Annotated in this window: 11 protein-coding genes; 6 read left to right on the forward strand and 5 right to left on the reverse strand. The window is 58.5% G+C overall.

The window, feature by feature from the left end:
- Positions 1 to 106 precede the first annotated feature (106 nt).
- A complete protein-coding gene (locus QUE75_RS01545; RefSeq protein WP_286253196.1) occupies positions 107 to 2,581 on the reverse strand; it encodes an ExeM/NucH family extracellular endonuclease in 2,475 nt (824 codons plus the stop codon).
- 220 nt (positions 2,582 to 2,801) lie between these two features.
- Between QUE75_RS01545 and QUE75_RS01550 the strand changes: the two genes are divergently transcribed.
- On the forward strand, positions 2,802 to 3,560 hold the full coding sequence (locus QUE75_RS01550) for a putative 4-mercaptohistidine N1-methyltransferase (protein ID WP_286253197.1): 759 nt from the start codon (positions 2,802 to 2,804) through the stop codon (positions 3,558 to 3,560).
- Positions 3,561 to 3,676: 116 nt separating this feature from the next.
- Here the strand turns inward: QUE75_RS01550 and QUE75_RS01555 are convergent, their stop codons facing one another.
- Positions 3,677 to 4,462 (reverse strand): GntR family transcriptional regulator, encoded by a 786-nt coding sequence (locus QUE75_RS01555; protein WP_106694332.1) that lies wholly within the window; start codon positions 4,460 to 4,462, stop codon positions 3,677 to 3,679.
- 218 nt (positions 4,463 to 4,680) lie between these two features.
- On the opposite strand from QUE75_RS01555, the gene QUE75_RS01560 reads away from it, so the two are divergent.
- From QUE75_RS01560 to QUE75_RS01575, 4 genes are read left to right on the forward strand one after another with little or no spacing between them, the layout of a single operon-like run.
- Entirely contained in the window at positions 4,681 to 6,375 is a 1,695-nt protein-coding gene (locus QUE75_RS01560) for an L-lactate permease (RefSeq protein WP_286253198.1), read from the forward strand.
- A 60-nt stretch (positions 6,376 to 6,435) separates the two neighbouring features.
- On the forward strand, positions 6,436 to 7,263 hold the full coding sequence (locus QUE75_RS01565) for a (Fe-S)-binding protein (protein ID WP_286253199.1): 828 nt from the start codon (positions 6,436 to 6,438) through the stop codon (positions 7,261 to 7,263).
- Positions 7,260 to 8,702, forward strand: a complete 1,443-nt coding sequence (locus tag QUE75_RS01570; protein ID WP_286253200.1) for a LutB/LldF family L-lactate oxidation iron-sulfur protein — start codon at positions 7,260 to 7,262, stop codon at positions 8,700 to 8,702. Before QUE75_RS01565 ends, QUE75_RS01570 begins: the two co-directional genes overlap by 4 nt.
- A complete protein-coding gene (locus QUE75_RS01575) occupies positions 8,702 to 9,373 on the forward strand; it encodes a LutC/YkgG family protein (RefSeq protein ID WP_061332488.1) in 672 nt (223 codons plus the stop codon). The genes QUE75_RS01570 and QUE75_RS01575 overlap by 1 nt, the downstream gene beginning before the upstream one ends.
- 10 nt (positions 9,374 to 9,383) lie before the next feature.
- On the opposite strand, the gene nfsA is transcribed toward QUE75_RS01575, so the two are convergent.
- A complete protein-coding gene (gene nfsA, locus QUE75_RS01580) occupies positions 9,384 to 10,121 on the reverse strand; it encodes an oxygen-insensitive NADPH nitroreductase (RefSeq protein ID WP_286253213.1) in 738 nt (245 codons plus the stop codon).
- Between the two features lie 154 nt (positions 10,122 to 10,275).
- Positions 10,276 to 11,325 carry a cytochrome-c peroxidase gene (locus QUE75_RS01585; RefSeq protein ID WP_061332483.1) on the reverse strand — a complete coding sequence of 350 codons (1,050 nt, stop codon included), beginning with the start codon at positions 11,323 to 11,325 and terminating at the stop codon, positions 10,276 to 10,278.
- Positions 11,326 to 11,573: 248 nt separating this feature from the next.
- Here QUE75_RS01585 and QUE75_RS01590 point away from each other — a divergent pair, with 248 nt between their 5' ends.
- Positions 11,574 to 12,119, forward strand: coding sequence for a rhodanese-like domain-containing protein (locus QUE75_RS01590; protein ID WP_286253215.1), 546 nt, complete (start codon positions 11,574 to 11,576; stop codon positions 12,117 to 12,119).
- A 42-nt stretch (positions 12,120 to 12,161) separates the two neighbouring features.
- Here the strand turns inward: QUE75_RS01590 and QUE75_RS01595 are convergent, their stop codons facing one another.
- Complete coding sequence (locus tag QUE75_RS01595) at positions 12,162 to 13,124, reverse strand: SLAC1 anion channel family protein (RefSeq protein WP_286253217.1); 963 nt, start codon at positions 13,122 to 13,124, stop codon at positions 12,162 to 12,164.
- Between the last annotated feature and the right edge of the window lie 27 nt (positions 13,125 to 13,151).

Genomic DNA, 13,151 nt, shown 5'->3' on the forward strand with positions numbered 1-13,151 from the left:
GGGTGACTACAGGGAGTCTGCGTTGTTGAGGTGTCAAAGCCGTGATGATTTTGTTGCAGTTTGAAGGGCACAACACCTGCCCGCCGGCAGGTGTTGTGCGACCGGATTATTGGCCTCGAATGGCGTGTACGAGGGCCAGGAAGTCCTGGCCATCCACTTTGCCGTCTGCGTTGATGTCGTAGGTTGGCGCCGGGGCCTTACCGAACAGGGTTGCAAGAATAAAGCGGGCGAGGTCGCGGCCATTCACCCGGCCGTCGCCGTTCAGGTCTGCCCGGTCGGCTGCGGTGCGGGTGTCCATCTCAAGCGCCACCAGCACCGGGTCATGGTCGGAGGCGCGGTAGGGGTCCGGCGCATAGAAGCTGGCCTGTTGCTCCGGAGTCTTGAACTCGGTGTTGTAGTCCAGCGCCCGGGGTTCGTCAGCGTTGATGGTCCAGATGCTGGTGTCTTTGACCTTGCCTGCCAGTGCTTCATTGGCAAGGGCGTGATCGAGGTAACCTGCCTGGCCGAAAAACACGTAAGAGTAAGCCTGTTCGCCTTCGTGGACGGCTACGAGATCCTGATATCCCCGTGCGTTCAGGGCGCGAATCGGATCTTCCTTGGCGTAGGCATTGAGGTCACCGATGATCAGTACATCCTGTTCGCCGGTGCCCGTGGCATCGTTAGCCAGCCAGTCCGCCAGGGCGTTGGCGGCCTGGGTTCGCTCCGGGTTCCAGCAGCCCTGGCCATCACCTTGATCAGCATTGGCGCCGTCGGCGTCACCACAGCCCTTGGATTTGAAGTGGTTAACGGCGATGGTCAGGCCATCCTCAGATCCGATCAACCGGAAGGTTTGTGCCAGCGGCTGACGGTTCAGCTGGTTGAACGGGGCGGCGCCGATAGTGGCGGCACTGCCAACCGTCTCAACACGGTCTGCCCGGTAAAGCAGACCTACGGCGATCGCGTCCCCGCCTAACTGCGTCAGGCCCGGGTTAACATACTGCCACTGGCTTCCCAGGGCCGCCGTCAGCTCAGCAATGGCACTGTTGTTGTCGTAGCCGTCATTCTCAATTTCCATCAAGCCGATAATGTCAGCATCCAGGGCGGTTAAGGCACTGGCGAGCTTGGCAGTCTGCCGGCTGAGCTCTTCCGCGTTGTTGGCACCGCGGGCGGTCGGGAAACCCCCGCCCATGCCGTCACCATTGAAAAAGTTCAGCACGTTGAACGACGCTACAAGCAGGTTTCCCCGATTCTCAAGCCGTGGTTCGGTTGGTCGTGGGTTGGTTTGGCTGAAGCTGGGAGCGGTGGTTGGTTGCAATCGCCACTCGGAGAACCGGTAATCCAGAATGCCTTGCAGGTCGTTTACCGTATCACCGGCGCGGACAGTCTGGCTGGCACTGAGCTGGGGTGACGGGTAAGGCACGATGGCGGGGTTCTGTCGATTACTGCCATCGTCCAGAATGATCCTGTCCAGGCCATTCATTTCGGCGACCAGTGCGGCATCTGGGCCTGGCAGCGCCACGTTAGTGGGAATGAAATGCCGTCCGCTACCCAGGGTCAGGCTGCCGAATCGGCCAAGATCGTAGTTGTCGTTAACCACCAGCGCCTCATTGAAGATGACGCGCATGGATTCGAAGGCTTCCGGAGAATCCAGATCCGGCCATGGCAGGGTCAAAGACACGGGCGGGGGTAGCTCGCCGGAACCACAGAGGGTGCTGTCGATGATGTCGGTCAGTTCGGTCAGCCCCTGATATTCCAGTACCTTGCCGGCGATTCGGATTCGTTGGCCGGCCTCTACTGCAAGATTGGGAGCGAAGACGAAAATGCCTTCGGATGTCCTCGGATCGTCATCCCGGTGCTGCAGTTCTTCTTCCATGAAAAAGCCGCCCAGTTGTCCGTCTCCGTTGAAACTGGCGGTGACGATCGCTTCAATAACCGCCGTCTGGCCAGCCAGCGGGCTCTGGTCCGTCAGGCCCTGGATTTCGGAAATACGGGTTGCCTCAGCGCCACAGGTGAGGTCTGGTGTCTCTGGCTCAAGTGGGCCATCGCTGCCGCCGGCTTTACCGAGGTCTGAAAAATCGTCCTGTGGGAAACCGTCGTAAGCGATGGCCGGGTCGTATGTATCGAACGGATTGGTGTCTGCCACTGCACCGGCTTTTCGGCGCAGTGTGCGGTTCTGGGTTCGGGTATCCCCTGAGCCCCAGTAGCTGCCGGGGTCGAAACCGACCTGGCCGATACTGTCAGCCACGGCGCCACCCTTTAGCAACACGACGGCGTCGTCACCGTTGAACAGCCCGGCGCCGGTGGTTTGATCGGCCACGGCCAGAATCGCCGGATCTGCGCTGCTGTGGGCGAACACAAAGTTGGTGCCAGGTGCCACATTGCCGGTCAGATCGAAGGTCTGACCAGCCACGTCCGACCCGTTGAAGTAAACCTGAAGTTCCCAGGCGGCCAGATCAATGCTGGCATCAGTGGTGTTCAGTAACTCAATAGCCTTGTTGTTGCTGGAGCCTTCAACGTATTCGCTGATAACCAGCCCCGCCTGAATTGGGCCGGCCAGAAAACCGCTGATGGCAGTGGCCAGCAGTGTATGCTTCATCGTCATGGTTCTGTCCCTGAGTCATTGTTGGTTAGCGGGAAGTCCGCTACGGACAATCTGGCGAACATCTGTGACGATGGCGTGTGATTTGTGTGAAGGGTGTTTTGCCGGATGGTGACATGAGTTCGGCGTGCCCGACGAACGGGACTCCAGCCCCAGGCTGTCAGTATCGAGGATTCGCGGTACAGTGAAACCGTGCTATGCGAACCGAGCAGAGGAGAAATAGGTGAACAATCCCAGCGATTACTATGAAAACGATACCACCCTGGCCCAGTATCTGGAGTTTCACTTTGGTGAATCCTGGCATGGCGAGGCGAATTTCCCGAAAGAGCTGGCGGAGGCCGCCCTGGAGGCACTGAATGGCCGTGAAACCTGTCGGGCGCTGGATATCGGCTGTGCGGTGGGGCGAACCACGCTGGAACTGGCCCGCCATTTTGATCATGTCGATGGCGTCGATTTTTCCCAGAGCTTTGTGAACACCTGCCGGGATGTTGTGGCCAGCGGTAGGGCCCGCTACGCCAGGCCGGAAGAGGGTGAGCTGGCCAGTTATCAGGAGCGCTCACTGGCGGCACTGGGTCTGGCAGAAGCGGCTCAACGCGTCGCTTTCCACCAGGGCGATGCCTGCGATCTGGGGCAGGACTACCGGGATTATGATCTGGTGCTGGCGGGTAACCTGATCGACCGGTTATACAAGCCGTCCCTGTTTCTTGAAACCATCCACGAGCGGATCAATGATCTGGGTTTGCTGGTGATCGCATCACCTTACACCTGGCTGGAAGACTACACGCCGAAATCCGAGTGGGTGGGCGGTTACCTGAAAAATGGTGAGCCTTTCACCACGCTCGATGGCCTGAAAGACATGCTGGCGCCTCATTTCAGGCTGCTGGGCGAGCCCAGAAGCCTGCCGTTCGTGATACGGGAAACCCGCAATAAATTCCAGCACAGCTTTTCCGAACTGACCATATGGGAAAAGTTGCCGGCCTGACGAGTGCTGTCACTGAACGGTCATGTTCGGGTGTTAACTTAAAGACTCATCAGGACGACACGCATTGTGTTGGTGCATCGTGTGAATACTTTGGCCGGGGAACTCCCCCGGCTTTTTTATGCCTGTTCGTCAGCGTTGTGCCGTTCCCGGCGCAAGGCCCGCTGTTTGCGCCGTTCGTTTTCCGAGTGTTCCGAGATGGTCTGCTGGACAAACTCGATGTGGTGGCCGGCAATGGCCCGGGCATCCTCGGCCCTTCCTTCCATGATTGCCTGAAACAGCCGGGAATGCTGGTCTACCAGGCCCTGCCGGGTTTTGGCGGCTCTGGCATACATGCCGCCGATGTTGGTCACAATGTTGTTCTTGAGCATGTTGAACAGGTTACGCATGGTGTGCATCAGCACCACATTATGGCTGGCCTCGGCGATGGCCATGTGGAAGCGGGCGTCCGCTGCGCCTTCGGCTTCCAGGTTGTTGCCGGAGCTGTCGCGGTAACAGGCATCCAGTGCGGTCCAGGCTTGAGTGAGGTACTGGCGGTCAACTTCGGTGGCTCTTTGCGCTGCGTAAAAGGCACAGTCTGCTTCCAGCGTGCGGCGAAATTCCAGCAGGTCGCGATGGGCTTCCGGGTGCGTCTCCAGCAACTTGATCAGTGGGTCACTGAAACTGGCACCCAGCGTTTCGGTGACAAAGTTGCCCCCTCCCTGGCGGCTGTGGAGCAGGCCTTTGGCGGCCAGTTTCTGGATTGCTTCTCTCAACGATGGCCGGGACACACCGAATTGCTCTGCCAGCACCCGCTCCGGAGGTAACCGCTGGCCGGGTTGCAATGTGCCTTCCAGAATCATGGTTTCCAGTTGCTCAACGATGGTGTCGGCGAGGCGCCTGGGCGCCACCTGATTGATGGCCATGTACGGCTCCGGTTGATAAATAAATTGGTCTTACCAATAAATATTAGCCTGCTTTGTTCTTGTTTTCCCAGTAAAACCCATAGGCAATTAGACGAATGTCGAACGCCCTGCTTTTGACAGCCCAAAGGGTGTTCAAATAACGTACTTGGACAGACTTGTAAATTGGTATTACCAATTATCCAAAAATAGTATCCAACAACAATACTCTGGAGAAAATCATGTCGTCCGGACTGCTCGCCCTGTTGGCATTTGCCCCGATTCTGCTGGCCGGAATCCTTCTGATTGGCCTGCGTTGGCCTGCCCGCCGCGCCATGCCCGTGGTGTTCCTGGTCACTGCGCTGATCGGTTACAGCGCCTGGGATATGACCCTGAACCGTATTCTTGCCTCCACCCTGCAGGGTCTGGTGATTACCATTGGACTGCTGTGGATTATCTTCGGCGCTATTTTACTGCTGAACACGCTGAAACATTCGGGGGCCATCACCACCATTCGGGCGGGCTTTACCAACATCACCCCGGACCGCCGTATTCAGGCGATTATCATTGTCTGGCTGTTCGGCAGCTTCATCGAAGGCGCCTCCGGCTTCGGCACGCCGGCGGCCATTGCCGCGCCTCTGCTGGTGGCTGTGGGCTTCCCGGCCATGGCGGCTGTTATGCTGGGCATGATGGTGCAGAGCACGCCGGTGTCCTTTGGTGCCGTGGGCACCCCGGTGGTGGTTGGTGTAACCACGGGTCTCGACCGTGCCACGATTACCGAGCGACTGGAGGCTCTGGGCTCCAACTGGGATGCGTACCTGCAGCTGATCACCTCGGAAGTGGCCATCACCCACGCCATTGTCGGTGTGGTTATGCCGTTGCTGATGGTGACCATGATGACCCGCTTCTTCGGCAGGAACAAAAGCTGGAAAGAAGGGTTGGAGGTGCTGCCGTTTGCCCTGTTTGCCGGTGTTGCCTTTGTGGTTCCCTACGCGCTGACCGGTGTGATTCTGGGGCCGGAATTCCCGTCTCTTCTGGGTGGCCTGATTGGCCTGGCGATCGTGACCATGGCGGCGAAAAAAGGCTTCCTGATGCCCAAAAACGCCTGGGATTTTGCCGACCGCAAGGACTGGCCCTCGGAGTGGCTGGGCAGCATCGAGATGAAACTGGAAGACATCGCGGCCAAGCCCATGAGCGGTTTCCGTGCCTGGGTGCCCTATGTACTGGTGGGCGTCGTGCTGGTGCTGAGCCGGACCGTCGACCCGATCAAACAGGCCTTCACCAGCGTTGGTGTATCGTTCTCGAATATTCTAGGTGAGGCAGGCATCAATGCCGGTGTTCAGCCTCTGTACCTGCCGGGCGGTATCCTGGTGATGGTTGTTCTGGCAACCTTCTTCATTCACCGCATGAGCGCTCGTGCCCTTGGGAATGCCGTCAAGGAATCCAGTGGTGTGCTGTTGAGCGCAGGCTTTGTTCTTCTGTTTACGGTGCCGATGGTGCGGATACTGATCAACTCGGGCGTTAACATGTCCGATTTGCCCAGTATGCCGCTGGCCATGGCCACCTGGGCCGCCGATGCCGTGGGTGGTATCTATCCGCTGCTGGCACCGACCGTGGGTGCGCTGGGTGCCTTTCTGGCGGGTTCCAACACCGTATCCAACATGATGTTCAGTCAGTTCCAGTTTGGTGTCGCTGAAAGCCTCGGCCTGTCCACCGCCCTGATGGTGGCGGTGCAGGCCGTGGGTGCCGCTGCCGGTAACATGGTGGCCATTCATAACGTGGTGGCCGCCTCAGCCACGGTGGGGCTGTTGGGCCGTGAAGGACAGACCCTGCGCAAGACCGTGTGGCCGACCCTATACTACCTCTTGGCGACCGGTTTGATTGCATTGCTGGCGGCCTATGGCCTGGGTGTGATGGACCCGTTAATGGGCCGGTAACGCTGACATAACGATGACGGGCGGGCGGCCGGTGGCCGTATCGCCCGGAGGCAATGACTGATGAGTGAGCTGTTCTACGATGCCGCCCCCAATGCCACCCGTGTGGCTCCGGAGCGCCCCAAGCCCCGGACCTACCCGGCAAAGCCGGCCGAGGTCACGCTGTTTGGCACCTGCGTGGTGGACTTGTTCTTCCCCGAGGCTGGGCTGGACGCCATCCGCCTGCTGGAACGGGAGGGTATTCGCGTACATTTTCCGCAGGCGCAGTCTTGCTGCGGCCAGCCGGCCTGGACCTCTGGTTACGTGAATGAGGCCCGGGAGGTGGCGCGGGCACAGCTCAACCTGCTGGATAACGGCATGCCGGTGGTGGTGCCCTCGGGTTCCTGTGCCGGTATGTTCCGCCAGCACTATCAGGAAGTGTTTGCCGAAGAGCCGGATACCCTCGAGCGTGTTGAAAGCCTGGCCGAGCGCACGTTCGAGCTGACCGAATTCCTGTTGCATGTATGTAAAGTGGACTGGCAGGACCTGGGCCAGCCCACGCAGATTGCCCTGCACACCTCCTGTTCTGCCCGCCGGGAAATGAACACCCACCTGCACGCCCGGGAACTGCTGGGCAAGCTATCCAACGTGCAGCGACTGGACCACGACCATGAAAGCGAGTGCTGTGGTTTCGGTGGTACGTTCTCGGTGCGCATGCCGGAAGTCTCCGGCGCCATGGTGCTGGACAAAACCCGTTCGCTACGGGAGTCCGGCGCGGTGGAAATGGTCACCGCCGATGGTGGCTGCCTGCTCAACATCAATGGCTCCCTGGAAAAACAACAGCAGACCTTCCGGGGCCGGCACCTGGCCAGCTTCCTGTGGGAGCGGGTCAGCGGTGAGGTGACGCCATGAGCCAGCGCATACCCATTAAGGAGCTGACCGACAGCTTCCGTGGCCGGGCCGTGGGTGCCCTGGCGGACGACCAGCTGCGCACCAACTTCCGGGTGGCTATGGATTCGCTGATGAAAAAGCGCGCCGATGCTTTCCCGGATGAAGACGAGCGCGAAGGCTTGCGGGAACTGGGTAACCACATCAAGGCCCGGGCCCTGTCCCGGTTGCCGGATTTGCTGGAGCAGCTGGAAGCCAAACTGACCGACAATGGTGTGAAGGTCCACTGGGCGGAAACCACCGAAGAAGCCAACCGGATTGTCCATTCCATCATCGAGGCAAAGAAAGGCGCTCAGGTGGTGAAAGGCAAATCCATGGTCAGCGAAGAAATGGAGATGAACGACTACCTGGCCGAGCGCAACATCGAGTGCCTGGAGTCCGACATGGGCGAATACATTGTCCAGCTGGATGGTGAAAAGCCCTCCCACATCATCATGCCGGCCATTCACAAGAACCGCTTTCAGGTATCCAGACTGTTCCATGACAAGCTGGGTGTGGATGAAACCGAGGATGTGAACGAGCTGATCCAGATTGGCCGGCGCACCCTGCGCCAGAAGTTCCTGGAGGCGGACGTCGGGGTGTCTGGCGTCAACTTCGCCATCGCCGAAACCGGCACCCTGCTGCTGGTGGAGAACGAGGGCAATGGCCGCATGAGTACCACTACGCCGCCGGTGCACATTGCCGTGACCGGAATTGAAAAGGTGGTGGAAAACCTGCGGGACGTGGTGCCTTTGTTGTCATTGCTGACCCGTTCCGCCTTGGGCCAACCCATCACCACTTACGTGAACATGATCTCCGGCCCCCGCAAGGCGGATGAGCTGGATGGCCCGGAAGAAGTCCACCTGGTGCTGCTGGACAACGGCCGCAGCGGCGCCTTTGCCGATTCCCAGTTGCGCCAGACCCTGAACTGTATCCGCTGCGGCGCCTGCATGAACCATTGCCCGGTGTATACCCGGGTGGGCGGCCATACCTACGGTGAGGTGTATCCGGGGCCGATCGGCAAGATCATTACGCCGCACATGGTGGGCCTGCACAAGGTTCCGGATCATCCCAGCGCGTCGTCATTGTGTGGTGCCTGTGGCGAAGTGTGCCCGGTGAAGATTCCGATTCCGGAAATGCTGCAGCGATTGCGGCAGGAAAACGTGAAAAGCCCGGCGGAGCAGCCGAAAGTGAAAGATGGCGGTGCCAAATACTCCCGCAAGGAGCGGGCGATCTGGCGCTTCTGGGCCAGACTGAACACGTCGCCGGTGTTCTACCGGTTGTTCCTGTGGGGCGCGACCCGCTTGCGCAAGCTGGCACCGAAAAACGTCGGCCCATGGACTGAGAACCACTCAGCACCGGTGCCGGCCCGCCGGTCGTTGCACGATCTTGCCAAAGCCCATCTGAATCAGGGGGATCGGTGATGAGCGCTCGCAGCAATATTCTGAACAAACTTCGTGCCGGCCTGGCCGGCACCACGCCCCGGCCTGATGATTTTGACGAGGGTCTGGTTACAACTCCCTGGCAGTACGCCCCGGAAGACCGGATTACCCGCCTGCGCACTTTGATGGAAGCGGTACACACCGAGGTTCATCAGGTCACCAGCGCCCAGTGGCCTGCCAAAGTGCAGGAATTGCTGGAGAGCCGAGGTCTGGGCAACCTGCTATATGCCCCAGGCACCGCCCATGGCAGACAGCTGGCGGTGCACTGGCAGCGGAGCAGTGCGAAAGTTCAGTTGATGGTCTACGATCGGCCCATCGAGGAATGGAAAGATGAGTTGTTCTGGAAGGTGGATGCCAGCATAACCGGTACTGTGGGCGGCATTGCAGCCACCGGGTCCCTGGTGCTCTGGCCGGACCGTCATGAACCGCGCCTGATGAGCCTGCTGCCGCCGTTGCACATAGCCCTGCTCAAGGCCAGTGAGGTGGAAGATAACCTGTACGGAATGATGCAAAAACACAACTGGTCCGCGGGTTTGCCCACGAACCTGTTACTGGTCTCCGGCCCGTCCAAGACTGCGGATATCGAGCAGGTGCTGGCTTACGGTGCCCATGGCCCGAAAGAGCTGGTGGTCCTCATCCTTGAGGACGCCTGAGGGGAGGGGGTTACTTGACCCCGAACCCTCGCTTGTTCAGGAACTCCTTCATGTGCGGTCGAAGCTTGCTGGTAAACAGCGGTTTCAGCTGTTCGGACCAGTTGGTGTCCTTGTTGCCTCCGGTGCGCTCGCGGTAATAGCGGGCCATGGTGTCGTCGAAGCGGGCCACCAGGTGTTCATCCTGTGAATCGTCGTAAGCATCCTGTTTCAGGATGGCGGCCAGGGGCAGACGCGGCTTCACTTCCGGTTGCTGGTCGGGATAGCCGAGGCACAGGCCAAATACCGGGTACACATGCTCCGGCAGCTTGAGCAGATCGCTCACTTCCTGCGGGTTGTTGCGAATACCGCCAATGTAGCAGATACCCAGTCCTTCCGATTCCGCCGCTACCACCACATTCTGGGCAATCAGAGCGGCATCAATGCTGGCCACCAGCAGTTGCTCGGTCATACCTCGAATCACATCCGCTCCGGCTTTCTCTGCCGATTCGGTCGCCCGCTTCATATCGGCGCAGAACACCAGGAAATCCGAGCAGCTTTCCACATAAGTCTGGCCCCCGGCCAGTTCTGCCAGTTTCCGCCGGCTTTCCGGGTTGACCACATGAATAATGGTGTAGGCCTGGACATGGTTGGAGGTAGCTGCGCATTGTCCGGCACGGATCAGGTCTTCAAACAGTTCCCGGGGAATCTGCTGATCCTTGAATTTGCGGATGGAGCGATGGGATTTCAGGAGTTCGATGGTCGGATTCATAGGACCTCATCTGCTGCAGGTAAAGGCAGACGATAGCTTGCTTATCAGGATTGGCACAACAGGACAAAGGTGGGGAATTGTTCGTATGGCCCTGGCCCTGAACGAAACAGCGCGCCCGGAGGCACGCTGTTAAAGGTACCGGCTGATCAGGTGATCACGGCACCATGTCGGTGGGCCGAGGTGTGGTGGCGGTGCTCGGCGGCAGGATCGGGTACCGGATTTCAGGGACATTACCGGTCAGGGTCTTGAGGAAGGCAACGATGGCTTGAACCTCGTTGTCATTAAGCTCGGTACCCAGCTGTGCGGTACCCATGACCGCTACGGCCTCATCCAGGCTCCAGACTGCGCCAGAGTGGAAATAGGGTGCGGTCAGCTCGATGTTCCGAAGCGGGGACGCACGGAAGACATACTCGTCGGTTGCTGTCTGGGTCACTTCGAAGCGCCCGCGGTCACCCTCAGGCAAAATGGCACCGCCCGGGCGTTCGACCAGACCAAACGGGTAGTATTCCTGGCCACCGAGGTTCACACCGCTGTGGCAGGCCGCGCAACCGCGATCCATGAACAGGGCCAGTCCCTCTTTCTCTTTTTCGTTCATCGCCTCAGTGTTGCCACGCAGGTACTTGTCGAAATCTGAGTCCGGAGTGATCAAGGTTGCCTCGAAAGCTTCAATGGCAATGGCCATGTTATCGAAGGTTACCGGGTCATCCTGCCCCGGAAAGGCATCGCCAAAGCGCTCAACATACTCCGGCATACTCTTCAGGGTAGAAACCACCCGCTCCGGCGTGCTGCTCATTTCCACGCCAGCCTGAACCGGGCCCTTGGCCTGTTCAGCAAGGTCTGCTGCCCGGCCATCCCAGAACTGCGCTGCGTTGAACACCGCGTTGAATACCGTCGGGGAGTTCCGGGGGCCTTTCTGCCAGCCATGACCGATGGATACCGGCAGGTAATCATCACCGCCCATACCTACGTTATGGCAGGTGTTACAGCTGATCAGATGGCTGGAAGACAGGCGCGGTTCGAAGAACAGCATCTTGCCCAGTTCCACCTTGGATTGGGTCAGCTCATTGCCGTCTATCACTGGCGGGTATTTGGGAATCGGTTCGAAGGTGTTTCTGGCCCGGTCGAGCAGCTGATCCGCGGCAGCGGACCCTGCCATAAATCCAAGACTCAGAATCAGGGCTTTGGTTAACGGACGTTTCATCATGGTTCACTCTCCTTATGAGACGGGTCTGGTCTCTCTGAACTAAAGTTAACAAATGCCCCGGCAACTGCACGGAAAACCGGTCAGAGTTGGCGTCATAATTGATGTCTGTCAATTTTCACTTTTTGTCGTGGATATTCAGGGTTAGCTGCGACATTTCGCCGCTGAACGAAGCGGTTTGGCGGGTGTCAAATGGGAGGTTATATCGTTATGCTCGAAGAGAAATCCTAGACTCAAAACAGGAGATTGCCATGAAATCGTTACTCGTGATGTTGCTGTTCAGTTTTGCCCTGGTGACCACGGCCCAGGCTGAGGAAGCGCTGTCAGTCACGCCACAGGAAACCCTCGATATGGTCCAGGAGCAGGGTGACCAGGTGTTGTTCATTGACGTACGGGACCCGGTGGAAATCATGTTCATCGGCTTCACCGATGCGGTGGACCTGAACATTCCTTTCCAGTTGGTGGACCGCACCCGGTTCAATGACGAGAAATCCGTTTTCGCCATGGACATCAACGAAAATTTTGTTGCCGAGGTGGATGCCGCGCTGGCTGAAAAGGGGCTGGACCGGGATTCCCTGATCATCACCATGTGTCGTTCAGGTTCTGCCCGGGGCAAGCCCAGCGCAGACTATTTGCTGGAGCGCGGTTTTACCAACGTCAAGTACGTGGATCACGGTTTCCAGGGTGATTCCCTGAAGGAAGGTCCGCAGAAGGGTATGCGCCTGAAGAATGGCTGGCAGAACTCCGGAATGCCCTGGTCTACCAAGGCCAACCCGGAAAAAATCTATCGTCCGTAGTGGTTCGGGTGCTTGTCATGGCAAGCACCCGTTCTGTTCCGATTATTCCTCAATACAGATTTCCCGCCGGCGCACGGCAATCGCCGTTCTTAGCACAAGCCCCGCGATCAACACCACCAGAACGACCAACAGGCCAACCCCCAGCCATTTGAAGAATGGGATCTCCAAACGCTGATACATGGTCAATGTGGCAATAGTGATGGCGGCCATCGGAAACGAATAAGCCCACCAGGACAGAAAAAACTGCAGCTTCAGGAATCGCGACACCTGGGTAAACAGCATCAGGGTCAGAAACAGGGCGCTGTAATAAAGCACCCGGGCAAAACTGTCGAGTTCACCGGTGAGCTGGAGCCAGGAAATAAAACCCACTCCCGGCGGCGCAATCAGGATGAACAGGGTGGGTAGCAGCTTGCCGGGCAACGGGTGGTGGAAAAACATCCGGTTGAAGATGATGGTCAGCAACACCAGCCAGAACACCAGGCCAATGCTGAAGAAAAACCAGGAAAGCTCGGTAAAACCATGTTGCACCCCGGCAATGGGTACCAGAATGTTACCGACGATCGGGATGAACCAGGCCGGGTTCATGTGGTTGATCTCGAAGTGAGTGTGGTGAATCCATGCCGAGAGCACGTAAAGCGTGAAACCCAGATGCAGTACTGTACCCAAACCCCAGATAATCAGAGACGCGCCCTGGTGGTGAGGGAGCAGCGCAATACTAAGCAGAATCAGGCCGATGGAAATGGTCGGGGCAAAATTGAGTTTGATCGGGTGGTTCAGTTCTGCCTTCACCTGCTGGGGGTATCGTGCCGCCTTCAGGGCATAGAGCAATGCCAGGCTGACAAATACCGCTATGGTCAGAACCAACACAGTGAGGCTGACGGTTGAGGGAAGGCCGAGCACTGCCTCGGCCCGATGCAGGGCAATGGTCAGGCCGGCCAGACCCATCACCGTGGCAAACCAGGAGACGGGAAAGTTCTGCAGGCGGGAGGTTTCAGCTTGGGCCATCGTTTACCTCAGTTGTCTGTTTAGAAC

The sequence above is a fragment of the Marinobacter shengliensis genome, from assembly GCF_030297115.1.
Classification (GTDB): Bacteria; Pseudomonadota; Gammaproteobacteria; order Pseudomonadales; family Oleiphilaceae; genus Marinobacter; species Marinobacter shengliensis.

Coding starts and splice junctions, on each gene's coding strand:
- QUE75_RS01585 (WP_061332483.1), bottom strand. CDS start 11,325: ATGATGAAACGTCCGTTAACCAAAGCCCTGATTCTGAGTCTTGGATTT.
- QUE75_RS01575 (WP_061332488.1), top strand. CDS start 8,702: ATGAGCGCTCGCAGCAATATTCTGAACAAACTTCGTGCCGGCCTGGCC.
- QUE75_RS01595 (WP_286253217.1), bottom strand. CDS start 13,124: ATGGCCCAAGCTGAAACCTCCCGCCTGCAGAACTTTCCCGTCTCCTGG.
- QUE75_RS01590 (WP_286253215.1), top strand. CDS start 11,574: ATGAAATCGTTACTCGTGATGTTGCTGTTCAGTTTTGCCCTGGTGACC.
- QUE75_RS01545 (WP_286253196.1), bottom strand. CDS start 2,581: ATGACGATGAAGCATACACTGCTGGCCACTGCCATCAGCGGTTTTCTG.
- QUE75_RS01560 (WP_286253198.1), top strand. CDS start 4,681: ATGTCGTCCGGACTGCTCGCCCTGTTGGCATTTGCCCCGATTCTGCTG.
- QUE75_RS01565 (WP_286253199.1), top strand. CDS start 6,436: ATGAGTGAGCTGTTCTACGATGCCGCCCCCAATGCCACCCGTGTGGCT.
- QUE75_RS01570 (WP_286253200.1), top strand. CDS start 7,260: ATGAGCCAGCGCATACCCATTAAGGAGCTGACCGACAGCTTCCGTGGC.
- nfsA (WP_286253213.1), bottom strand. CDS start 10,121: ATGAATCCGACCATCGAACTCCTGAAATCCCATCGCTCCATCCGCAAA.
- QUE75_RS01555 (WP_106694332.1), bottom strand. CDS start 4,462: ATGGCCATCAATCAGGTGGCGCCCAGGCGCCTCGCCGACACCATCGTT.